Annotated in this window: 17 protein-coding genes and 2 pseudogenes; 8 read left to right on the top strand and 11 right to left on the bottom strand. The window is 47.4% G+C overall.

What is annotated here, in order from left to right; translation table 11 throughout:
• Window positions 1–410: 410 nt before the first annotated feature.
• Both SO_RS10015 and SO_RS10020 read left to right on the top strand, forming a co-directional pair.
• Complete coding sequence (locus tag SO_RS10015; RefSeq protein ID WP_011072215.1) at window positions 411–1,286, top strand: 6-carboxytetrahydropterin synthase; 876 nt, start codon at window positions 411–413, stop codon at window positions 1,284–1,286.
• Window positions 1,287–1,428: 142 nt separating this feature from the next.
• The gene (locus SO_RS10020) at window positions 1,429–2,289 is read left to right on the top strand and encodes a M23 family metallopeptidase (protein WP_011072216.1); all 861 of its coding nucleotides are present in this window, start codon (window positions 1,429–1,431) and stop codon (window positions 2,287–2,289) included.
• Between the two features lie 53 nt (window positions 2,290–2,342).
• Here SO_RS10020 and SO_RS10025 read toward each other — a convergent pair whose 3' ends face one another.
• The 7 genes and pseudogenes from SO_RS10025 to SO_RS10055 all read right to left on the bottom strand — a co-directional run.
• On the bottom strand, window positions 2,343–2,603 hold the full coding sequence (locus SO_RS10025) for a DUF5062 family protein (protein WP_011072217.1): 261 nt from the start codon (window positions 2,601–2,603) through the stop codon (window positions 2,343–2,345).
• A gap of 200 nt (window positions 2,604–2,803) precedes the next feature.
• Window positions 2,804–3,406, bottom strand: a complete 603-nt coding sequence (locus SO_RS10030; RefSeq protein WP_011072218.1) for a VOC family protein — start codon at window positions 3,404–3,406, stop codon at window positions 2,804–2,806.
• Window positions 3,407–3,464: 58 nt separating this feature from the next.
• A complete protein-coding gene (locus tag SO_RS10035; RefSeq protein ID WP_011072219.1) occupies window positions 3,465–3,980 on the bottom strand; it encodes a L,D-transpeptidase family protein in 516 nt (171 codons plus the stop codon).
• A 371-nt stretch (window positions 3,981–4,351) separates the two neighbouring features.
• The gene (ppx, locus tag SO_RS10040; protein ID WP_011072220.1) at window positions 4,352–5,908 is read right to left on the bottom strand and encodes an exopolyphosphatase; all 1,557 of its coding nucleotides are present in this window, start codon (window positions 5,906–5,908) and stop codon (window positions 4,352–4,354) included.
• A 42-nt stretch (window positions 5,909–5,950) separates the two neighbouring features.
• Window positions 5,951–7,624: pseudogene (ppk1, locus tag SO_RS10045) on the bottom strand (polyphosphate kinase 1); the annotation flags it as partial.
• Between the two features lie 40 nt (window positions 7,625–7,664).
• Window positions 7,665–8,621: an IS1595-like element ISSod11 family transposase gene (locus tag SO_RS10050; protein ID WP_011071113.1), complete on the bottom strand. Its 957-nt coding sequence runs from the start codon at window positions 8,619–8,621 to the stop codon at window positions 7,665–7,667.
• Between the two features lie 42 nt (window positions 8,622–8,663).
• Window positions 8,664–9,152, bottom strand: a pseudogene (locus tag SO_RS10055) (polyphosphate kinase 1); the annotation flags it as partial.
• Between the two features lie 319 nt (window positions 9,153–9,471).
• Here SO_RS10055 and yegD point away from each other — a divergent pair.
• Both yegD and SO_RS10065 read left to right on the top strand, forming a co-directional pair.
• Window positions 9,472–10,926 (top strand): molecular chaperone, encoded by a 1,455-nt coding sequence (gene yegD / locus SO_RS10060; protein WP_011072221.1) that lies wholly within the window; start codon window positions 9,472–9,474, stop codon window positions 10,924–10,926.
• Window positions 10,927–10,943: 17 nt separating this feature from the next.
• The gene (locus SO_RS10065) at window positions 10,944–11,441 is read left to right on the top strand and encodes a CreA family protein (protein WP_011072222.1); all 498 of its coding nucleotides are present in this window, start codon (window positions 10,944–10,946) and stop codon (window positions 11,439–11,441) included.
• A 107-nt stretch (window positions 11,442–11,548) separates the two neighbouring features.
• On the opposite strand, the gene SO_RS10070 is transcribed toward SO_RS10065, so the two are convergent.
• From SO_RS10070 to pdsR, 3 genes are all read right to left on the bottom strand, one after another.
• Window positions 11,549–12,748, bottom strand: coding sequence for a cystathionine beta-lyase (locus SO_RS10070; protein ID WP_011072223.1), 1,200 nt, complete (start codon window positions 12,746–12,748; stop codon window positions 11,549–11,551).
• A gap of 125 nt (window positions 12,749–12,873) precedes the next feature.
• Window positions 12,874–15,033 carry a proteobacterial dedicated sortase system histidine kinase gene (pdsS, locus tag SO_RS10075; RefSeq protein WP_011072224.1) on the bottom strand — a complete coding sequence of 720 codons (2,160 nt, stop codon included), beginning with the start codon at window positions 15,031–15,033 and terminating at the stop codon, window positions 12,874–12,876.
• Window positions 15,034–15,065: 32 nt separating this feature from the next.
• Window positions 15,066–15,758: a proteobacterial dedicated sortase system response regulator gene (gene pdsR / locus SO_RS10080; protein ID WP_011072225.1), complete on the bottom strand. Its 693-nt coding sequence runs from the start codon at window positions 15,756–15,758 to the stop codon at window positions 15,066–15,068.
• A 232-nt stretch (window positions 15,759–15,990) separates the two neighbouring features.
• On the opposite strand from pdsR, the gene pdsO reads away from it, so the two are divergent.
• From pdsO to SO_RS10095, 3 genes are read left to right on the top strand one after another with little or no spacing between them, the layout of a single operon-like run.
• Window positions 15,991–16,800, top strand: a complete 810-nt coding sequence (gene pdsO, locus SO_RS10085; RefSeq protein ID WP_011072226.1) for a sortase-associated OmpA-like protein PdsO — start codon at window positions 15,991–15,993, stop codon at window positions 16,798–16,800.
• Between the two features lie 48 nt (window positions 16,801–16,848).
• The gene (locus tag SO_RS10090; RefSeq protein ID WP_011072227.1) at window positions 16,849–19,131 is read left to right on the top strand and encodes a marine proteobacterial sortase target protein; all 2,283 of its coding nucleotides are present in this window, start codon (window positions 16,849–16,851) and stop codon (window positions 19,129–19,131) included.
• 20 nt (window positions 19,132–19,151) lie between these two features.
• Window positions 19,152–19,919, top strand: coding sequence for a class GN sortase (locus SO_RS10095; protein WP_164925697.1), 768 nt, complete (start codon window positions 19,152–19,154; stop codon window positions 19,917–19,919).
• Window positions 19,920–20,255: 336 nt separating this feature from the next.
• Here SO_RS10095 and SO_RS10100 read toward each other — a convergent pair whose 3' ends face one another.
• The gene (locus SO_RS10100; protein WP_011072229.1) at window positions 20,256–21,281 is read right to left on the bottom strand and encodes a GGDEF domain-containing protein; all 1,026 of its coding nucleotides are present in this window, start codon (window positions 21,279–21,281) and stop codon (window positions 20,256–20,258) included.
• 161 nt (window positions 21,282–21,442) lie between these two features.
• Here SO_RS10100 and SO_RS10105 point away from each other — a divergent pair, with 161 nt between their 5' ends.
• The gene (locus tag SO_RS10105) at window positions 21,443–23,068 is read left to right on the top strand and encodes a M28 family metallopeptidase (protein WP_164925698.1); all 1,626 of its coding nucleotides are present in this window, start codon (window positions 21,443–21,445) and stop codon (window positions 23,066–23,068) included.
• The last annotated feature ends 52 nt before the right edge of the window (window positions 23,069–23,120 follow it).

Here is a 23,120-nt window from a genome sequence, read left to right on the forward strand (position 1 = left end):
TTTTTGTGAGCTAATTCGCTGTTTTTGCTTGATTATCTAGGTAGGGTGAATGATGTTTCGTTTAGCTGTCTACATGCTAATCGTCGCTACCAATTAGCCGGTGAGACTCTTTACCTCTCTTAGCAATATTCTCCAGCCATCTTTTGGATGATGTCGTTTTATCATGTCATTCATTTCAAAGCACTGGTTACTGAGTCATCTCATTGGCTAACTCATGCGCGTTTGTCGCATCATCAAAATAAAAAGCGCTTAAGAGCGGATTCATTTGTCGCGGGGCGGGGCAGAATTGATTAGAATTCGTATTCTGTTTTTGGGTAAGCTTGGTGCATATACCCAAGTAAGCGTGCTCGGCCATTGCTAAGTGGCGCTATCCCTATTTAGGCGGACTGTTTTTCTGCCGAGGAGAATCAATGCAACTGTTTGTAAAAGATTTAACGGTGATCGATTTTTCCTATCTGTGTCCAAAGCGCGGCATGGTGGGGGAAAGTTGGATTGTTGATGTGGTATTAGAAGGCGGCCTAGATGAGCAAAATATGGTGCTCGATTTTGCCAAGGTCAAACGTACCATTAAGCACACGATTGATGCGGTGGCTGATCATCGTTTATTAGTGCCTACCGCCTGCAGCGGCGTTCGCTGGCAACAGTTGGGTGATCGTGTGTGGCTGGATTTTGAAAGCTTGCAGGGTGAGATCCATTTAGCCTGTCCTTCCCAAGCTTTTGCCTTGGTGCCCTCAGAACAGATTGATATTCCAAGCGTTAGTGCTTTCTTGCAAAAAGCCCTGCGGGAAACACTGCCCAATAATGTTGAAGGCATTCATTTGACCTTAAGACATGAAGTGCTAAATTCTCCCTATTATCATTACAGTCATGGACTACGTAAGCACGATGGCAACTGCCAGCGGATTGCCCACGGTCATCGCAGCCCTGTGCAGGTGTTTGAGAATGGCGTGCCCGCGCTGAAATGGGACGAGTATTGGGCCAAGCGTTGGCACGATATTTACCTCGGCAGCGAGGAGGATTTAGTCTCAGTGAAGAGCTTAACGCTATCGCCACAAACGCAGGTAAGCGATGAAAGTCATTATGGATTTTACTATCAAGCGCCGCAGGGGAATTTCCAACTGGCGATGCCTAAGGAATGCTGCGATTTGATCCCGCACGATACCACGGTGGAATTATTGGCCGACTATATGGCAACCACCTTAGCCACCAAAGTGCCTTCAAGCCAGTTTACTGTCATTGCCTACGAAGGTGTGGGTAAAGGTGCTATCGTGACTAAAGGGAATTAAACCTACCCGTTTTGTCATAAAGCCCTAACAATTAGGGCTTTATATTTTAATAAGGATTTTTGAGGTTATGCTAAACGCTGTTCCAATGATGTTAAAAGCCTTGCCATTCACGCCATCCCGCGCGTCATTTCGCTTATCTCCTATGGTGACATCCAGCAAATTTAAGGCGACGTTTTTTACGCTCTTAACCCTGTTTAGCTTAACGGCTCAGGCACAGGTGAGTTTTGAAGGCAAATTTGAGCAAGGGGCGTTGATCCGAGCCAAAGTTCCCGCAGGTACGCAAGTGACTCTTAATGGCGAGGCCGTAAAAGTTACGCCTGATGGCCATTTTGCCTTTGGTTTTGATAGAGATGCAGAGCTTACTCAACAGCTTACCTTAGTGTATCCCGATGGCTTGACTGAGGTTAAACCCCTCAATATCGCTAAGCGGGAATACAACATTCAGAGCGTTAAAGGCATTAGTAATAAGATTATGAAGCCTGATCCCGTCGCGCAGGAGCGAGCCGCAAAGGATACGGCGCAGGTCAAAGCGGCACGCGGCACCTTTAGCGAACAAACCGCGTTTTTACAGCCGTTCATTTGGCCATTAACCGGCAGGATCTCCGGTGTGTATGGCAGTCAGCGCATCTATAACGATGTGCCAGGCAATCCACATTTTGGCGTCGATGTGGCCGCGAAAACCGGCACAGTGGTGGTAGCGCCCGCTGATGGGGTGATTAGTCTTTCTGTGCCCGATATGTTTTATTCGGGTGGGACCATGGTTATCGACCATGGTTATGGTGTCAGTTCGAGCTTTTTGCACCTAAGCAAACTTTACGTCAATGCCGGTGAAACCGTTAAGCAAGGGCAAGCTGTGGCGGAAGTCGGCGCCACTGGGCGGGCAAATGGCCCACACTTGGATTGGCGAGTGAACTGGTTTCAAATGCGCCTTGATCCGACCAGCATAGTGCCACCGATGGCGACGGTATTGGCGGCGGAAAAAGCGAAAAAAACCGCCAAATAACTGAGCGTTCAATAGCGCCAATCTAGGCGCTATTTTTGTGGACTTTAGGGATGTTATTGCAATAAGGGATGGTCTGCAGGCAGATGTCGGATGATCCACAGCACCAATTTGTGCTTCATATTTGGGCCGTCTTCTTTGTCCTTCGCTAAGGGCTGGATCAGATTATCCGTGACCAGCAGTCGATAAATACATTCCACTTTATCTTTGGGTGATACGCCTTTATCAAAGTCTTCAAATCCGCGTTTTTTGGCATAACCGATACCAATTTCGAGGGCTAGTTTGAGGAGTTGGGCTTCGTGCTTATGGGGTTTCATGTGCTGCGTCCTTAATGATATCACGGCAATGCCCTTTGGTGAGCCCGTGGTAGATAACACTAAAACCTAATGGTTATTCATAATGTAATAGCATGAATTTAATCTATTTTTACCTTTTTAGTGGGTGACTTTTGCGCAAATCGCTTGTTATATGTCAACCAACATCTGTAATTGGTATTTGGGTCACATTCTGCGTTCTGCTAACGCTCAGTTTGTTCGCTTGCGATGACCGCTTTAATGCCGTGTGGATGTAACTTAATGCATACATCAGCTTGTTTAAAGGCGATGGTGGGATTGGCTAAACGCTCTTTTTCGCTCTTGGGTGAGCTAAATTTAACCTTAATTGGCGCAGAGCTTTGTCCTTGTAGTAATGGTAAAAGTGGCGGGCATAATTGACCAATATTTTGGCTTAAACTGTCACAATCCTGTGCCGTTGATGGGAGTACCAACTCGATATGCTCCCAGCCTTCTTGGGGGTAATGAGTATCACCGGGATAAGGAAGTTCAACACAATCAATGGTAAAACTGCCTAAGCGCAGCGGGTTATCCAGTTCAATGATTAGGATTGAACGGCCATTAATTTTATTGTCTGAGATAATCCGCCCACGTTCGCTAAAGGCTTGCTTGAGTGCATCCGCTGCGACAATGGTGTTTACCCTAAGAGCGACATGATCGCAATATAGCCCTTTATCCGCTAATCCTAAGGTATTGAGTAAAGACAATATCTTTGTCTCAAATGCTGGCCAAGCTCGTTCTAATGCTGCGTAATTTAATGTTGTAGCCTCAGTTGCCAATATTGACATAAAAATTCCTTAACGCGGGTAACACAAATAAAAACGCCCAGGTAACTGGGCGTATCGTTTATGGCCAAATCTCGATGGGGGTGCCTTCATCGACCGCTTTCCACACTTCGTCCATTTCAGCGTTGGTGATGGCAATACAACCATCGGTCCAGTTGTATTGCTGTGCTTGCTCGGGGGGCAGGGGTGAGCGGGGATTTTGACCGTGGATCATAATCATGCCACCGGGTCTAATCCCCAGTGCCTTGGCTCTTAACTTATCTTCTTCATTGGGGTAAGAAATATGGATGGATTTGTAATAGGCGCTATCGGATTTTTTATAGTCGAGAATATAGCGGCCCTGCGGTGTACGTTGATCGCCCTCGGTCAGTTTATGTCCGGTTGGCAAGTCGCCCATGGCAATGCGGTATTGTTTGAGGACTTTGCCGTCCCTTAATAAGGCCATATTGGACTCAGACTTAGTGATCACAACTAAATCGACTTTTCCAATACCCGATGAGGCGAGCACTTGGGGCGAAATCAGTGCGGCAAGTGTAATTGCCACTGTAATGGTTTTGGAGAGTAGGGCTACGCGCATGTCTTCCTCTAAAATAACGCTGTTAAAGCTTTTTCGCGCATCATACCGCAAATTTTTGTTGATGTGAGTAGATAATTTTGAGCGAGTTGCAATTGCATGGCAAACTTTGAGGATTTGGAAACGATACCGCTAGGACGTTTCTTCCTATGTCAGATCATTCGCCTGAAAAACTGGGCACCGAAAGCCCATTCAAACGCCACTTACACATTATTATTTTTAGTATTGATTTGGGCGATTAACTATCAAGCTTTCGCCCAAAAGAGCAAGCCTCTAAGGGATGATTTATGCTGAACCGATTGCAAGCCAATTCAGCTCTGTTAGCGGCACAAATCGTTGTTTGATATGCGCTTGTGAGCCAGATCTGAGGTTGATTAGTTTGTAACAGTGTTGAGCGTATCGTCTTTTGCTTCTATCGCTTTATCCAAGGTTATCCCTAGGCTTGAGACAAAACGCAGCTGCATGCCTAAGGTGGCCATTTGTTTTTGCTCCCGCTGTAAATCTTTCATAAAAAGGCTGATTTTACGTTTATAACTGGGGAGTACTAACATAAGTCCATCTGGGATTACTTGTATTTTTTCTAGCACTAAGGCTTTGGCAATACGGCCTAAATGCACCAATACCGCTAAACGCAGTAGGCAAACGAGGCGAATGAGGGTGAGTTTATGGTTAGGCTCTAATTCGGCGAGCAGTAGCTCATTGGGTTTCTTGCGATGGTTAGCAATAAGTCTGGCTAAATCCTGTTGCAGCGCTTCACTAAACCCAGGTAAATCACTGTTGCTAATGATATAAGCGCCGTGTTTGTGCAATGCTTTGGAGTTGATGTGCAGCCCAATTTCATGCAAGGTCGCGGCGTAGGCGAGTAAACGCGCATGGGGTCTTAGTCCCCATTCATCGGCGACTTGCTCAAAGAGCGCCATGGCAGTGTCGCGCACTTTGGTCGCGTGGGGGATATCTACATGATAAAGCTGGGCAATGCTGTCGACGGTACGATGGCGAATATCTTGATACTGGCCAATTTTGGCTAATTCGTAGAGCACGCCTTCACGCAGAGCGCCTGGACTAAATTCCAATTGTGAAATCGGTAAGCGTCTAAAAAAGCTGATTAAAATTGCAAGACCCGCAGGAAGTATTGCGGTACGTTTATCATCGACATTGGCAAATTGGACTTGGCTGATATGGCCACACCGAATCAATTTAAGTTTTAATTGTTTGAGGCGGGGTAAGGTGACAATTTCATCACCATGCTCTTCTTGGATCGCTTCGCAAATGGCTTTTACGGTACCAGAGCTGCCGAGCACTAAGTCCCAGTCGCCACTGAAATATTCCTTAGACAGAGAGGCAAATTGTTTATCTGCCGCACTTTGTGCTGCGCGAAACGAGGCCGGCGTAATTTGCCCATCAATAAAGAAGCGTTCATTAAAACTCACGCAGCCACATCGCAGACTCGATAAATGGGTTGGGGTGTTTTTTTGACCGAGTACCACTTCGGTCGAGCCGCCGCCGATGTCGATAACGATATTATGTTTTGCCAGCACTTGGCTTTGGGCAATACCGTTATAAATAAGCCTCGCTTCCTCATGGCCAGAAATCACTTCCACGGGATAAGGCATAATACTGAGGGCGGCTTCAATAAACTGCTCGCGGTTTTTAGCGACCCTTAAGGTATGTGTGGCGACTAAACGCACCTGTGCTTGGTCAAGATTGGAAAACCGTTGATTAAAATCCCGCAGGCAATTGAGGCCGCGCTCGATAGCGTCCATGCTGAGGATGTTCTGCGCATTGAGGCCTGTAGCTAACTGAACTTGCTGTTTTTCTTTATGTAATATCTGCAAACTGCCGTCTTGCTCACGGGCGATAACCAAGTGAAAGCTGTTTGATCCCATGTCGATAGCGACAAAGTGTCGCGGCTGTGAATGTGTGGCAACCAATCGGATTATCCTTAGGCAATCGAGACTAAGATAAAGCCAGCGTTAGCTGGCTTTGGCCTGTAATGCGGGTTCGGCAAGCGCTTGCTCTGCCTCAAGCTTCGCCGCTTCACGTTGAGCAGTTAATTCTTGCTGCAACCGCTTCTCATAATTAATCAGATATTGATAAATGGCAATTTGAGAACGCACTTTACGTTTGTTTCCGCGGTTACGATAAGGATTAGTCTGTTCCTTATTGATGATGCGAGCCTTAGTATTGTCGTTGAACTGTAACGATAAAATATCCATCACCATTTGTTTTAGACGCGGATCATAAATTGGCACACTTACTTCAACGCGGTTATCAATATTGCGACTCATCCAATCGGCAGAGCTAATAAACAGCTTATTTTCACCACCGGCATGGAACAGCATCACGCGGGAGTGTTCCAAGAATCGGTCAACAATACTGTAGACTTCGATGTTATCGCTGATCCCTGGAATTTGTGGTATCAGCGAGCACATGCCGCGGATCAGTAATTTGATTTTGACGCCCGCAGCCGAGGCCTCATAGAGTTTTTGTACCAGAGACTCATCGAGCAAGTTATTCAATTTTAAGGTAATAGCCGCCTTAATGTGACTCTGGGCGTTCACGATTTCATTATCAATTAAATGGGTGAGCTTTTGTCTGGCATCATAGGGCGAGACAATCAAATGCTGGAAGTTATCGCGGCGATAGGGGTGTTCAATCAAGTCAAACACTTGCTCAACTTCGCGGGCAATTTCCTGATTCGCCGTAAAGAGGGATAAATCGGTATAGACCCGCGCTGTGCCTTCGTTAAAATTGCCCGAACCGACATGGCAATAAAGCTTCATTTCGCCTTGTTCTTCGCGGCCAATCAAGCACAACTTAGAGTGTACTTTTAAGCTGGTGATCCCATGGTGGACTTTGACTCCCGCTTCGGCGAGTACGCGCGTCCATTCGATGTTGGATTGCTCGTCAAACCGAGCCCGCAGCTCAATCACCGCGGTGACTTGCTTACCATTTTTGACTGCATCGATAAGTGACTGCATCACATGGGATTTTTTCGCCACACGGTACAGATTGATGCGGATAAAGCGGACCGCAGGATCGTAGGCGGCCTGGCGCACCATCTCCGTAAAGTGGGAGAACTTATGGTACGGGTAGTTGAGCATAATATCGCCCATCTTGATCGCATCGAAACTATTTGCGCTACGAGCAAAGCCTGTGCTGTTAAGCGCCGGCAGTTTTTCGTTTTCGAGGTAATCTCGGCTGGGATTGGGAAAGCCAATAAAATCTTTGAAGCTGTGGTAACGGCCGCCAGGGATTAAACATTCTGTCGAGCTGATATTTAAATTTTCTTTGAGCATTTCCAGCATGTGCTCGGGCATTTCTTTGTCGTATACCAAGCGCACAGGCTCTGCTGTCAGGCGTTTTTTCAGACCCTTGGTCATTTTTTCAAGCTGGGTTTGTTCTAGCTCATCGGTAATATCAAAATCTGCATCACGGGTGAGCTTCATTGAATAGACTTCAATCGCTTCGTATTCAAAGAAGGGACCAAATAGGTCGTCCACGCAGTGGCGAATAATGTTATCCAGTAGGATCAGATATTTTTTGGCCTTGGATTTCTCCGCGGGTAACTCGATAAAACGTGGCACATTTTTCGTGGGTACTTCAACGAGGGCGTATTGCCTGCGCAATTTAGTGTATAAACATAAGGGCTATCCACTTAGCACGACCAACCACTATATATTGTGGTTATCGATTTTTAATTGATTGGTACGTTATCGGCTTAGAACGCACTGCTTGCTCAAGCAACCTGTAGAATAATAATCCCCGAGAATCTGACTTTCTTCTGTTGAAGCGAAATGTAAATTCATCTAAATAATAATCAAGTTGCTTAGCCTTTACCGCACCTTGATACGTACCTAAAAGCCATCTTTTACATAATGATGAGACTCGATGCACCCCAGCCATTGTTTCATGTGCAGGTACAGATGAACCTAAATGCACCATCCGATTATGCTTATATCCTTTTTTGTCTATTTGCTTGTATGCTTGAGAACCATCACTACAAATTGTGCTACCAGGCTCTATTACATCTTGAATGAATTGATGGATATGTTCTTTAGTTGCACTTTCTACTTGCCTTAAACGTATCCGCCCAAATCCAGAGGGTGATAGCAGCTCAACAGCCACCAAAACTATAGCTTTACGCTTACCCTGTTGATTTTTAATAGATGATTTTGGAATGACCCCACCTATTAATGTTTCGTCAACCTCTACGATGCCGGACAGTTTATCTCTTTCAGGGTCAACCATGGCATATCTTAACTTGTGCATTAAAGACCAAGCAGTTTGATAACTCCCAAGACCTAATAGCCTTTGGACTCCAAGAGCGCTGACCCCATTCTTTTGATTTGTAATAAACCAGACAGCTGCAAACCAACTTTTCATGGGGGTTCTTGTTTTGTCAAAAAGTGTACTTGATGTTACTGAACACTGAAAACGGCAAGCATGACATTTTAACTTGCCATTACTTAACTGATAAGGTGATTGATGGCTCGAACAGCTTGGGCAAATGAATCCGTTTGGCCAACGAAGTGCGTAAAGGTAGCTAGTGCAAGATTGTTCATCATGAAACCAATCAACAAATTCGTCCCAATTTGTAGGGTAATCGACGCCAGCTTTTAATAAATACGATGAAGTTTTCATTACTACATATTGACACTGGTGGCGCTAAATGGATAGCCCTTATAAACATACACATAAATAAGTAGCATCATCGTTGATATGTTTTACTAGGTCGCGGTTGTTATTGACAATCAGCGGCGCGATATGGCGTTTAAAATGATCGCGAAAGTGTTTTTTAAGCCAGCTACTATGGTACTCACTTAATTGTTTTTCATTAATTAACAAAATGTTACGGCGTACTAGCTCGCGCATCAACTCGACGTAAATGCTATCGAAGCGCTCCTGCAGCGCCATCACTTTTGATTGGATTTTGGCCATTAAGTGGCGGCTATTACTGCGTCCTTCCTGTAAGGCGGAGAGTAAAATAGAGCGTCTAACCGCTGCGACACGTACTCGGAAAAACTCATCCATATTATTAGAGAATATGCCCAGAAAGCGCACGCGCTCGACAATCGGCACATTGGGGTCGCAGGCCTCTTGCAGTACCCGTTCATTGAATGACAACCAAGAGAGTTCTTTATCGATCGACAGTTTATCGGTATTCGGGGACACTGCACAGCTCCTTTAAGCAAGCGTCATTGCGCAATATACAATAGCATTCATACATTGGAGTGCAATCAGATTTACTTCTGAAAATAAAGGGATATAAAAAATTTCCCTTCTGACTAAGATGGTTGCGCACAAAGATACGGACTGAATATGTCAGATTGATGACAAGTGTGACAGAAATGTGACTTTAAAATTAACCGAGGTGAATGACCACTTTACACGGTAAAGCGTGCAGGATGTGCTTGGCTTCCTTTGGTATTGAGTCAAACTGTGTTACCTTGCTCGGCTTTTTGATTGTGGGTTTGACTCAAGGGGTAAGCGGATGTTTGTCGGATTTGATTATGGTAGTGCCAACTGTGCCGTTGGGATAATGCAGGGAGATGAAGTATCGCTCTTACCGCTATCGACTGATTCTGCTTATTTACCCTCAACGCTTTATGCGATGGACAGGGAGCTGATTGCCGAGGCCGTTTATCGTGCACTTCCTGCGGAATTAAAAGCCGATTATGCCAAAAAACGCGCGGCGCAGTTAAGTCGCGCGCGTATGGTGCGCCATGAATTAGATCTCGATGCCGAGTCGCCTGCGGTGTTTGTCGGCGAGCAAGCCGTTGCTGCCTACCTTGAAATGCCGGAAGAAGGTTTTTATGTCCGTTCGCCAAAATCTTTTTTGGGGGCAACAGGGTTAAGGCCCGAGCAAGTTGCGCTATTTGAGGACATAGTCACCTTGATGATGCAGCATATTAAAGTGCGCGCCGAAGCGGTATTAGTGCAAAAGGGCATGGCATCAAAGGACGAAGCGCGTATTACCCACGCCGTGATTGGCCGCCCAGTAAACTTTCAAGGAATTGGTGGCGAAGAAAGCAATCGTCAGGCGGAAGCCATCTTAACCTTGGCGGCAAAACGAGCGGGCTTTGTCGATGTGGCTTTCCTGTTTGAACCCCTTGCTGCAGGGATGGATTATGAAGCCGGTCTAAAGGCTGACCAAACCGTGTTGGTGGTTGACGTTGGTGGCGGTACCACCGACTGCTCTGTGGTTAAAATGGGCCCAAGCCATAAGGCGAGTTTTGACCGTAGCCGTGACTGCTTAGGCCACAGCGGCCAGCGAATTGGCGGTAACGATCTGGATATCGCCTTGGCGATGAATGCCTTTATGCCGCATTTTGGTTTAGGCTCGCTGATGAGTAATGGCAAACCTATGCCGAGTAATCCTTTTTGGAATGCGGTGGCGGTAAATGATATTAGTGCTCAGCGTGAGTTTGCGACCTTAAGCACTCGCAAGTTGATCGATGAACTGATAAAAGAAGCTGAGCAACCCAATTTATTAAAAAGATTGCTAAAAGTGCAGCAACAACAGTTAAGCTATCAAATAGTGCGTTTAGCTGAGCGGGCAAAAATCGCCTTATCGGATGCACACACAACGGAAAGTTCGCTGGAATTTATTGAGGCTATGCTTAGCGCCGAAGTGAACCGTGATTGCTTTGAAAATGCCATCGAGCCGTCACTGGGTAAGATCGAAGCCTTAATGCACCAAGCGCTGACTCAGGCGGCTAAAAGTCTTACGGGCAATGGCTTAGCACCAGAAGAACTGTCCGTTGAGGCGGGTACAGCCGAGTGCCAACCCGATGTGATTTATGTGACGGGCGGCACGGCGCGAAGCCCAGCGATATACGCTAAGATAACTAGCCTTTATCCCGATACGCCCGTGGTAGTAGGGGATCATTTTGGCTCGGTGACTGCGGGGTTAACTCGCTGGGCACAAAAGCATTTTGCTCAATAAGTAATCAAGGAGATACGATGAAGACATTAAACAGGACTGTGGTTTCTCTGCTGGCAGTGACGTTGACAGGCATGATGCTTTCGGGCTGTGGTGATGATGTGGGTAAAGTGAGCCTCGGGCTCTTTACCACGAAAGACGTGATTATCGATGCCAAGCAAGACCCGAAAATCCCTGGTGTGACCTGTCATATCAGCCGCATTGAAGCGAACCTTGATTTTGCCGATCCGTCCGATATGGGCATTAGTTGCCGTCAAACCGGGCCGATTTCCGCCGCAGATATTGCCAAGATAGATAAGAGCAAAAACGGTGAAGTGGTGTTCACCGAGTCTTTAAGTATTTTATTTAAAACGCTAAAAGTGCGCCGGATTTACGATGCGCCTAATCAAACGCTGTTGTATTTGTCCTATTCGACGAAAGAGACGAATGGCAGCCATAAACATGCTTTGTCAACTGTGCCTTTATTTGGCTCACAGGCGTGGATTGACCCCGCAATCAGTGCGGCGCAGCCGAAATAGTTAAGTTGCATGCTTACTATTTGAAATTAATCGTTTATTAACGTGAACTAAAAACGAAGGCGGGATGAGTCCCGCCTTCGCTGTTTTACATATAAGGGCTTTATGCCTTATTTGACCTTAGCGGCGAGCACGGCATTAAAACGCTCGAATCCTGCGCTGAGATCGGCAATTAAATCCTCGGGATCTTCAAGACCAATATGAACACGGATCAACGGTTTGCTAGCATCCCACTTGGTCGCACTACGGATTCTTTCAATGCCAAAAATCCCTAAGATCAGACTCTCATAACCACCCCAAGAAAAGCCCATTTTAAAGTGCTGCATATTTTCAACGAGTGCGGTAACCGCTTCCTGATCGCCTTGTTTTAATACAAAGGAAAACAAACCATTTGATGCGCTAAAGTCGCGTTTAAAGAATTCATGTCCTGGGCAGGTCTCAAAGGCGGGATGACGTAAATGGTCTACTTCAGGACGGGTTTGTAACCAGTTAGCTACTTTTAGGGCATTTTTCTCATGTTGCGCCATGCGCACGCCTAAGGTGCGTAATCCGCGCGTGGCGAGATACACATCATCGGGGGAAGTGGTTTGCCCCAGTAAATAACTGCGCTCACGCAGCTGCGGCCAGTATTGCTCGTTGGCGGTCGCCGTGCCTATCATCACATCCGAGTGGCCGACAATATACTTTGTGGCGGCTTGAATCGACACATCGACACCCATCTCGAAGGGCTTGCTATTGATTGGCGAGGCCCATGTGTTGTCGAGAATGGTCACCAATCCATGTTCATGGGCGATGCGGCATAGGGTTGGGACGTCTTGCACTTCCATGGTGATGGAGCCGGGAGACTCTAAAAACAATACCTTAGTATTGGGGCGGATAAGCGCGCGAATGCCTTCACCAATCAGGGGATCGTAATAGGTGGTCTCAATATTAAAGCCTGCCAGAATATGGCTGCAAAAATCGCGTGTTGGCTCGTAAACGCTATCGACCATCAGCAGATGATCGCCCGCCTGTAAAAACGATAACAAAGCCGCGCTAATCGCTGCCGCGCCAGAGGGATACAGTGCTGTGCCAGCGCCACCTTCGAGTTCGCTTACCGCCGCTTGAAACGCAAAGTGGGTCGGGGTGCCGCGGCGGCCGTAAAACATTTCGCCATTGGTTTTGTTTTTGGCGGCATGACGCATATCCTCCATCGTGTCGAACACTATGGTCGATGCGCGAAATACGGGCGGATTAATCACGCCCTTGGTCCATTTTTTATCGCGACCGACGCTGACGATTTGGGTGGCGAGCTGATGTTTATCTGTCATAGGGCACTACCTTGGCGAGTCTGTATTTGTTTTGTCATCCAATGTGATGGCCGTCATCTTAGCATCTGCTCGCTAAAATGGCAGGAGGCAAACTGATGAGTTTGCCTCAAGTTGCGAAGCGTGTATTAGCACAGCGGCAGGGTGACTAGGATATCGACCCCATCATTTTCGCTGCGGTTGCGGGCTAAGATATTCCCTTGGTGAAACTCGGTCACGAGCCGTGCAATATACAAACCTAGGCCAAGGTGGGGTTTCTCCTGGGTTTGATTATCCCTCACCGAGACCATTGAGTCGAAGATCTGCTCCGACATATCCACCGGCAACTGCGGCCCTAAGTTGCTGATAAGCAATGTGGCTTGTTTACCGACTTGAGTGAGGGTGACCTCAATCGAACTGCCTTGATGACAAAATTCGATGGCATTGGCGATAAGTTTATCCATCAATTGGGCGATGTATTCTGGCACACCCTGCATCATCAACGGCTGATCGGGCACTTTGATGCTAAAACGCTGCTCGGGATAGGTCATTTGATAGCCTTGCATACAGCCGCTGACCACTTGGGATAGCGGAAACTTAGTCACATCGGCCTGAGTTAAGCTCTGCTCTAGGCGCGTCGCCTCGCTCATATTATTCAAAATCATGCTTAAACGGCTTACGCCTTCTTGGGCGCGATCGACATACTTTTGCGTGTCTTTATCTAAGGTTTGCAGATTTAAGTGCTCTAAAGATGAACGCACCACTGCAACAGGAGTACGTAGCTCATGGGATAAGCGCGACGACATATTCTCCAAATAATGAGTGTATTGGCCTAAACGTCCTACAATGCTGGCAAAACTGCGGGATAAGTCGCCAATCTCGTCCCGCGCCTTTGAGGGTTTTAGATGGTTACGCACCCGACCTTGGCTGTCGATGGCATTTTCGGCTTCGTCCCTTAACTTACGAATGCGATTGGAAATACTCGATGCGAAGAAAAACAGCGCTAAGGTGCCCATGCTCATAATGGTCAGGATCACGTTAAACAGTTTTTCCAACGCGCGATTACGTAGGGTGCGAATACCGTGGGTGGTTTCTTCAGCCACTACCGCGCCCATCACATTGTTATCAATCCAAATTGGGCTGGCTGCCGCGAGTACCACGGCCTTATTGTCAGGCGTCAAGCGCCATGTCGACGTCTGTTGTCCGGCGAGGGCTTTTTGAATATGACTGCCATTTAGCTCGGTTGAATCCCGCAGAGAGTCGATAAAATCCTTCGGCGGTTTAGTGAGGATTTTATAGTAGAGCGGATGCAGATAATCGCGCTGAAACCGCTGCCATAGGCCATTGCTGTTTTCATCATCAAGGGTGCGAGTCCACACGCTGTTGCTGTCGCGGATATCGCCGGATTTTGCTAACACGCGGCCATGTTTATCTATTACCCAAATACGCGAGCTGTAGTGGCTCATCCCTTTGATAATGTTTTCAATTTCAGGGGAGGGGACCAGCACTGTGCCCAGCTTATCGACGGTATCTAAGGCGGAAGTGCCAACCACTGCGGCGACATCGCGGTATTTGCTGTCGTTAACATCGGCAATGGCAAACCCGAGTTTGCTGCCCACCATATCAAGGGGAATACGCAGCTCGATATTGTAGCCCACATCTGTGGTGGCCCATTGTCCTTGAATGCGCACCTCGGGTGTCACTGGCACGGTTTGTTTCGGGTTGGCGGGCAGTTCAAAGGCGCTGATCCAACCGGGCTGAGTGGTGGCAACGATATAACGCTTAAATTTATTGTCGGGGGCAAGGGTCGCAATTGATAGATGATCGTTCCTATCCACACTTAGGGCATTTTTGCCACGAAACACCACATTGGGGTCCACCACCTGAAAAAAAGCATACAGATAGCCATCGTACTGGCCCACCATATGGGTAAAACTTAAGGTGAGCGGCGCACTGGGATCGGCGCGCATAATCTGATTGGCTTCACCGTATTGGATAAATCGATGTTGATATTCCTGCCATTCATTGAGTTTGCCATCGAGCAGAATGGCTCCGGCTAAGGGGTAAGCATAGAGGTCACGGCTCTTTTCAACCTGTTTTAAAAAACTGGCTTGGCCATCGAAAAGTTTGGGCCGCTCGTGCAGGGCGGTCGCTAGCGCTTGGGTTGTGCCCTCTAAGGTACGTTCTTGGCCGTGGCGCAGGTATTTTTCCATCTCCCACACATATTGGTACCCCAGCCAAGGTAGGCAGAGCAAAAATAGGCTCAGGCCAATCACTTTAGTGCGAAGACCGAAAGGAAAACGTGTCATAGGCTGGCGGCTAATCTTCTACTTAACATGGTTCAGGCGAGGCTATCCCAGCGATATCCCATGCCATAAACGGTATCGATGCAGTCAAATTCGGGCGCTGCGGCCATAAACTTTTTACGGATGCGTTTTACATGGGAAGTGATAGTGCTGTCATCGACAAAAATCTTCGCCTCTTGCATCAGTTCGTGGCGGCTACGCACGTGACCTGGGTGTTTGGCTAAGGCGTGTACCATCCAAAATTCGGTGACGGTTAATTCAATAGCAATTTGGTTCCAATACACTTGCATCCGATTTGCGTCGATGGTGAGTGGCCCGCGCTCCAGTAGATTTTCCTGCGGTGTTTGGCTGGCGGCGAGTTCTGAGCGTCGAAAAAGGGCGGCTAAACGCGCCGTCAAATGGGGAAAACTGACTTCTTTGCTCAGGTAATCATCGGCACCTAAACGAAGGCCACATACAGTATCGAAATCGCTATCCCGAGCGGTTAAGAAAATAATCGGTAAGGTGTTTGACATGGCACGTAGGGACTGACACAGCATAAATCCACCGTCGATCTCATTGCCAAGGCCGATATCGATAATGGCTAAATCCGGTAAGCGCGTATTAAACGCCAACATGGCCGATGGCCGGTCGGCATAGGTTTGGACACTGTAACCGTGTTGCTGCAGCACATCCTTGTAATTTTCGCGAATGGCGGCTTCATCTTCCACAATAGCGATACGTTTCATTTCGCCATCTTCCTATTGACTGCAGGGATTAAGTTTTTGTGACTATACAGGAATTTATTGCAGATAAAAGGGCCCGAATGCAATTGCCATTTTGTTGCCACAATTGATAGTCGCATTGCCATTTTCCGACCCCGCTAATGCCATTGCACTTGTGTTTAATAGCCTCATTCCGTTTTGCCCCTTATTCATGACGTTAGGTGGGCAAACGCATCACAAATCAAAAAGGAATGAGATGATGAAAAAGACGCTAATCAGTGTGTTGGTCTTCAGTGTATTCACGGCTTCTATCGCCACTGTGTCTGCGCGGGTTTCCCTGCAAAATCAACCTTTGCTAATAGAGCCACAAACTGAATGGACAATTGAACAAGAGGAAGATGACGGTGAAGCCTTGATTGGCCTGGGGGGCGGCGCGTTACTCGGTGCCTTAGTGGGCGGCCCTGTTGGCGCAGTCGTCGGTGGTATTACTGGGACCTTAATTGGTCAGTCTGTAGCGGATACCGAATTAGTCTCTGTCACACTCAAAAATCCGCAACAACATATTGCCGTGCAGCGCCAGCAAGTGACGAGCTTAACGGTGAAGCAACTGGCTAGCGAGCAACGTGCGGCAGAATATGCCTCCACTCAAAAACACCTCGATGCACTGCTCGCAGAGCAACAGCAACTCTTAAGTGAATTAGCGCTTGGGATGAATGTGCAATTTCGTACTGGTTCATCAGAGCTTGAAGCCGATTTTTTGCCCCAATTAGACAATGTCGCCACGGTGATGAAGCGCTCGAGCGAGTCCAATCTCGAGCTGAAAGGCTATGCCGAACGCCGCGGTGATTGGCGTGATAACCAATCTCTCTCGGAGCACCGTTTATTAGAAGTGCGGGATTATTTAATTCAACAGGGCGTTGCACCGGCGCGGATGACCACTCAAGCCTTGGGGGCCGCAATGTCACTCAATGAGCAGCTAGATAGCGAATCTGACGTTTCCGATCGCCGCGTTACGTTGACCATACCGCCTACCCAAGGGCTTATGGCGAGCCGCGTAACAGAATAATTTTCATCAATATCAATAGTATTAAATCAGTATCAGGGAGCCTTTGTGATGATCACAAAGAACAGGGTTAAAGAAGTGTGTGAAGCACTGGCAATGTTAATAATCAGTGCCTCAATTTGTTGGTTTATACCCTTTGCAGTCTTAGCATCACCCAACAGTGTGGGCGCCTTATCGGAGCCGCAGAATATCACCGCCGTATTTGATGAACATACGGCGAGTCGTTTGCCTACATTTAGTTACGACGATGTTACTCAAGGCATGCTGGTGTATCAAACCGCCAATGGTAACTTAATGCCGTCCCTGCCCGTGGACACCCAAGTCTCGATGCGGGTATCAGGCTTAACTAACCGGGTGAGTGTGAAGCAGGTTTTTAGTAATCACACGGGCTTTGTCTTAAATGGCCGTTATTTGTTCCCTTTGCCCAATGAGGCGGCGGTGGACTCGTTGCGCTTACATATTGGGGAGCGAGTTATCGAAGGGCAAATTCATCCTAAACAAGCAGCACAACAGATTTTTGAGCAGGCGAAAGCGGAGGGGAAGCGTGCGAGCTTGGTGAGCCAAGAACGGCCAAATATGTTCACCACCGAGGTAGCCAACCTTGCGCCGAATGAAAAGCTGGTGGTCGAGATCAGTTATCAAGAAACCATCAAGTATGACGATGGCGTGTTTAGCCTGCGTTTTCCACTGGTTGTGGCACCGCGGTATATCCCAGGATTAACGCTGGGAGGGGAAAGCGGCCAAACTGGGCGAGTCACCAGCAGCCAAGTATTTGATGCTGATCGCATTATTGCGCCCATTCGTGGGGCACCAGGTGAAGAGGACCCTGTGCTTAAGGCCGATATCAAGGTGAATTTAGGCTTGGGAGTAGATAAGGCCGCCATACTGAGTCCCTATCATGCCATTACTCTGGATGAGCAGCAGGGCGGATTGACCGCATCCTTGGCTAACCGAGTGCGTGCTGAGCGCGATTTTGTATTGCAATGGCGTCTTGAGCAGGGCGTGAGTCCTGTGGCTTGGGTATTTAACCAAAACGGCAAAACCCATCAAACGCAGGCAGCAAGTGATGATGGCAGCATGGTGAATACCGCTGCGAGTACCAGTGCGAGCAATATAGATAATTACAGTTTAGTCATGGTGTTACCGCCTAAAGTGGAGGCGAGCGGGCAACTGAATTTACCCCGTGAACTGATTTTGGTGATAGATACCTCAGGCTCCATGGCGGGAGACTCGATAATACAGGCGAAAAATGCCCTGCGTTATGCGCTGCGAGGACTCAAAGCGCAGGATAGTTTTAACATTATCGAATTTAATTCAGACGTGTCTTTATTGTCCCCAGTGCCGCTGCCCGCAACGGCGGAAAATTTAGCTATCGCTCGCCAGTTTGTGAATCGTTTACAGGCCGATGGCGGAACCGAAATGTCGCTGGCCTTAGAGGCTGCATTACCAAAGCAAAGACCCAGCAGGGCCGCGAGCGAGAATAATGTGTTGCAACAAGTGATTTTTATGACCGACGGCTCAGTCGGAAACGAGGAGGCACTGTTTGAGTTGATCCGCCATCAAATCGGTGACAACCGACTCTTTACCGTAGGCATCGGCTCGGCGCCAAACTCACATTTTATGCAACGCGCGGCTGAGCTTGGGCGCGGCACCTTTACTTATATTGGTGATGTGGATGAAGTGGAGCAAAAAATTAATCAACTACTCACTAAAATCCAATATCCGGTGCTGACCGATCTGCAAGTGCGGTTTGACGATGGCACCGTGCCTGACTATTGGCCATCGCCCATTCCTGACCTTTACCGCGGCGAGCCCGTATTGATTAGCATAAAACATCAGCCCCGCGAGCCTAAGGAGTTAGTGATTTCAGGGCGCCAAGGTCATAAGAACTGGCAACAATTTGTATCTTTGGAATCGACTGAGCTGAATAACGCCGCAGCAGCGGTGGAGCAGCAAGTGGCAGGATTAGATTTACTGTGGGCTAGAAAGCAGATTGCAGCTTTGGAATTAAGTAAAAACGGCGCTAACGATGACAAAGTGAAGCAGCAAGTGACGGCGTTATCGATGAATTATCACTTAGTCAGCCCTTATACCAGCCTTGTCGCCGTAAATTTAACGCCGATAACGACCAATGCCATGAGTCGTGATGCTGTGGTTCGCCAACATTTACCTTTAGGTTGGCAACCCTTTGGTGTCCTACCACAAACATCCACCTCGAGTCGTTTTGACATGCTCTTAGGGGGTGTCGTGTTAATGATTGCCTTGATGTTGGCCCTCTTTATTCGTCGCCAGCAGCGTCAACAGCACTTGATGATGCAGGCCCTTAGCCATTGATGAGCTCGATGACTCAGCATATGACAACAAAGCAGATACAGATTTTGGTGCTCGTGGAATTGTTATTACTTGGCACCACCTTGTTTGGAAAAGGATTCTATATGCAAGCGAAAGCACACTTTGCCCAATATTTGATTGAACAGGCATGGGCTAAAACCTTAATTGATGGGCAGTCACATAAACCTTGGTCATGGGCTGATACCTATCCCGTTGCTAAACTCTCTATTGATCAAGCCAATATGCCGACTCACTTCGATGGCCCAGCATCGAATGATAGTTTATATGTGTTAGCGGGAGCCTCAGGCAGAAATCTGGCCTTTGGACCCGGGCTTGTGTTGTCGAGTGCGTCAGCTGGTGAGCGCGGTAACACAGTGATAGCAGGGCATAGGGATACGCATTTTGCGATATTAAAGGGGATGACGGTCGGTAGACGACTCGCACTGCAAACCGCTGCGGGTAAAGAGATTGTTTACCAAGTGGTGGCGACTAAGGTGGTGCATGAATCGCAAACTGAGTTGATGGCACCGAGTGACGATAATCGTTTAACGCTCATCACTTGTTATCCCTTCGATGCGTTGCAAGGTGTCGCTGAACTGCGTTTCGTGGTGCAGGCTGTGCCCATTATTCAAGGGGAGGATGTGATTCAAGTGTCAGAGGAAACCTTAGTATTAGAATCGGCTGATATGGCTCAGCAGCTAGGGCGTGTTGACGTTTCAGGGTTATTTTTGCAGCAGTTTGGCTGGCTTTTATGCAAGGCAAAGTCCGTGCTGTGTAGTTATTCTACATAAACGGACGATAACGCGGCAGAAAAGCCAGCCAAATGCTGCCCGAAGGGGTCGTCTGGCAAGCCCTTGCTCTTACTTTCTGTCATAAGAGCCGCTCGTCATTTGAGTAGAATAACTACACATCATTCCTCGTTTCGCGAGCACGAGGTTGCCAGAACGAACAAAATTTAATCTCGAAACGTCAACACGCCCTAGATAACGCACTGAATATTATCTCAATATCACAAAAGGTTGCTTAACATTAGGAGACCGAGGATATCTGTGCAACGCTGGCTGAGAATGGTCACTCGGCCTGCGTTAGCGTTTGATGAGTGATAGGGGCGGCTGATGAGAGTGGCATTAGTTGTTTATCGGCATAACCCGATTACGGCCTAGGCGTTTAGCTTCGTAAAGCAGCTTATCTGTTTTCTCTATCAGCTGCACAACAGATTGCCTTTCTTGCCATTGGGCAACACCAAAAGAAGCGGTAATATTATCAACAAGTTGGTCTTTACGTCGGTCTTTTAGGCACAGTTTTTCAAGCCCGCGGCGCATAGCCTCAGCCAATTGCCTTGTGATCCGCAGTTGGCTCTTGGGCACGATAATCGCAAATTCTTCACCGCCAAAACGATATAGTTTGCTGCCATCTCGGCATGCTTCCTGTAGGCGTTTGGCCACAGCCTTTAGGACTTGATCGCCCAGTTGGTGGCCATAGTTATCATTAAAGGCTTTAAAATGATCGATATCGACTAAGATTAGGCAGGTCCCTTCCGGAGCCTGCGCTATCATGCCAGCGATATCTGCATCAAAGGCGCGGCGGTTTAAACAGCCTGTAAGGGCATCATAAAGCACATCTTTTTCTGTTTTTTCGAGCTTTTGTTTTAGCGCATCGATCTCTGTCTGGGCTTTTTGCAACTGTGTGGTCAAAAACTCAGTGCTCGAACGAATATTGTCAGACTCCTTCACTAAATTGCGAACTAAATCTAGCACTTGCTCGACACTGAGAGCACCTTCTTCTATGCCATTAAGTTTGGAAAAATTGCTATTGATACAGGTTTGAAACTCGGTTGTATCAAGGCTAGTGTCCTTAATCGATTGCGATAACTCTGTGGCCATCGCCTCGAGATTGAGGCGCATATCGCGCACATTAAGTTCAACGGGATCGGCCACATATTGGCGATACAACAGCTCACTGCTCACGGGTGGGCAAGTATTGTAATGTGCGATAACGGTATCGAGCTGTGCATTTAATGCCAGATTTTGTTCACCCACATAGGTATACCAAAGGGCATAATTAATGGGAGTCGTGGGGATCTGATGTTTGAGCATTAAGGGAACCGCTTTTTTAAGATTCAAGGCAGCGGTTTGTAATAAATCTCGTGACATGGATAAATCCCAATAATTATTAATCAATAAACTATGAGTACCCCATAGGAGTAAACTGTTTTGCTCGTTAAAACCCATTACCACTATAACCAATAAGCGTGAGGAATAAACCTGCCAAATGCCTAAAGGTATATGGTAGAGTTTATCGCCAAAATTAAATAATGATAATAACTTGGGAGAAAGTCTTGAAAAATTTCATCCTTGCCAGTGCCTTAGGTTCCTTACTGTCCCTGCCTGCTATTGCTGCACCGTCTTTGAGTGACAGCATGGATTTGAACCAATATCGCACTGATGTCAAAACCTTAGCCAGTGATGCCTTCGGTGGCCGCGCGCCGTTATCCGAAGGAGAGCAACTCACTATCGAGTATCTTGAAAAAGCATTTAAGGAGATGGGACTCAAGCCCGGCTTTGGCGACAGTTATTTGCAAGCTGTGCCTCTGGCCAAAATCACCGCCGATCAAAATATGCAGCTCGACATTGGCGGGCTAAAATTTGCCAATGGCAGTGAGTTTACCGCCAGAACTCAGAGAATTACCGATAAAGTTAACCTTAATAACAGCGATGTAGTGTTTGTTGGTTACGGTATCAATGCGCCTGAATATGGCTGGAATGACTATCAAGGGCTGAATGTAAAAGGCAAAACCGTCATAGTGCTGGTGAATGACCCGGGCTTTGCCACTCAAGATCCCAAGGTTTTTAAAGGTAATGCGATGACCTATTATGGTCGTTGGACTTACAAATACGAAGAAGCCGCTCGCCAAGGTGCAGAAGCGGTATTTATCGTCCATGAAACCGAACCCGCGGCCTACGGTTGGGGGGTGGTGCAAAACTCCAACACAGGTACCAAGTTTACCCTTATCGATGCCAATAATAACCAAGGGCAGGTTGGGGTGATGGGGTGGGTGCAACATAATGTCGCCCAAAAGATTTTTGCTAAGGCAGGCATGGACTTTGATACCTTAAAACAACAAGCGGCTAAGCCACACTTTAAGGCGATTCCATTAAAGCTTAAGGCCACTGTCAGTTTAAACAATCATATTGAACGCGCGGAATCCCACAATGTGGCGGCACTATTACCCGGAAAAAGTCGCCCCGATGAAGTGGTGATGATGCACGCCCATTGGGACCATTTGGGTACAGTGATTGAAGATGGCAAGCCGGAAATCATCAATGGCGCAGTCGATAACGCCAGTGGTGTAGCTGGCGTGTTAGCCCTTGCGCGTTACTTTACGAAACAAGCACAAACGGCGCCGCTTGAGCGTTCTATCCTGTTTAGTGCCTTTACTGCAGAAGAAACCGGGCTCATTGGGGCGCAACACTTTGCCCAGCACCCGAGCGTTCCAACTAAAAATATCGTCGCCTTTTTAAATATCGACGGTATGAATATGAACCAAGGTGTGGATTATATTCTGCGTTATGGTGAAGGAGTGTCTGAATTAGAAGGCTATTTAGATAACGCTGCCAAAGCACAGGGGCGTGTGGTTAAAGCCGATCCAAGACCTCAAAATGGTTTGATGTTTAGATCGGATCATTTTGCGTTAGCTCAGCAAGGTGTGCCAGGGTTGTTATTTATGAGCCTTGGTGATACTGACCCCGACTATATTGCCCATAAATACCACAAAGGGGCTGATGATTATGACCCAAACTGGTCGCTTGAAGGCGTGAAGCAAGATTTAGATCTTATGGCGAGTATGCTAACAACCTTAGCCAATAGTAAAGATTGGCCGCATTGGTTAGAAGCATCGGATTTTAAGGCTAAGCGTGAACAGGATGGTCGTAAAAAGTAATCCCAATTAGCGTAAAAAGGACGCAGCAGCGTCCTTTTTATGCTTGTTCAAT

Source organism: Shewanella oneidensis MR-1 (assembly GCF_000146165.2).
GTDB classification, from domain to species: Bacteria; Pseudomonadota; Gammaproteobacteria; order Enterobacterales; family Shewanellaceae; genus Shewanella; species Shewanella oneidensis.

Excerpts from the sequence above, each read along its gene's own strand:
- SO_RS10015 (WP_011072215.1), top strand. The coding sequence starts at position 411 with ATGCAACTGTTTGTAAAAGATTTAACGGTGATCGATTTTTCCTATCTG.
- SO_RS10020 (WP_011072216.1), top strand. The coding sequence starts at position 1,429 with ATGGTGACATCCAGCAAATTTAAGGCGACGTTTTTTACGCTCTTAACC.
- SO_RS10025 (WP_011072217.1), bottom strand. The coding sequence starts at position 2,603 with ATGAAACCCCATAAGCACGAAGCCCAACTCCTCAAACTAGCCCTCGAA.
- SO_RS10030 (WP_011072218.1), bottom strand. The coding sequence starts at position 3,406 with ATGTCAATATTGGCAACTGAGGCTACAACATTAAATTACGCAGCATTA.
- SO_RS10035 (WP_011072219.1), bottom strand. The coding sequence starts at position 3,980 with ATGCGCGTAGCCCTACTCTCCAAAACCATTACAGTGGCAATTACACTT.
- SO_RS10050 (WP_011071113.1), bottom strand. The coding sequence starts at position 8,621 with ATGAAAACTTCATCGTATTTATTAAAAGCTGGCGTCGATTACCCTACA.
- yegD (WP_011072221.1), top strand. The coding sequence starts at position 9,472 with ATGTTTGTCGGATTTGATTATGGTAGTGCCAACTGTGCCGTTGGGATA.
- SO_RS10065 (WP_011072222.1), top strand. The coding sequence starts at position 10,944 with ATGAAGACATTAAACAGGACTGTGGTTTCTCTGCTGGCAGTGACGTTG.
- SO_RS10070 (WP_011072223.1), bottom strand. The coding sequence starts at position 12,748 with ATGACAGATAAACATCAGCTCGCCACCCAAATCGTCAGCGTCGGTCGC.
- pdsS (WP_011072224.1), bottom strand. The coding sequence starts at position 15,033 with ATGACACGTTTTCCTTTCGGTCTTCGCACTAAAGTGATTGGCCTGAGC.
- pdsR (WP_011072225.1), bottom strand. The coding sequence starts at position 15,758 with ATGAAACGTATCGCTATTGTGGAAGATGAAGCCGCCATTCGCGAAAAT.
- pdsO (WP_011072226.1), top strand. The coding sequence starts at position 15,991 with ATGATGAAAAAGACGCTAATCAGTGTGTTGGTCTTCAGTGTATTCACG.
- SO_RS10090 (WP_011072227.1), top strand. The coding sequence starts at position 16,849 with ATGATCACAAAGAACAGGGTTAAAGAAGTGTGTGAAGCACTGGCAATG.
- SO_RS10095 (WP_164925697.1), top strand. The coding sequence starts at position 19,152 with ATGACAACAAAGCAGATACAGATTTTGGTGCTCGTGGAATTGTTATTA.
- SO_RS10100 (WP_011072229.1), bottom strand. The coding sequence starts at position 21,281 with ATGTCACGAGATTTATTACAAACCGCTGCCTTGAATCTTAAAAAAGCG.
- SO_RS10105 (WP_164925698.1), top strand. The coding sequence starts at position 21,443 with ATGATAATAACTTGGGAGAAAGTCTTGAAAAATTTCATCCTTGCCAGT.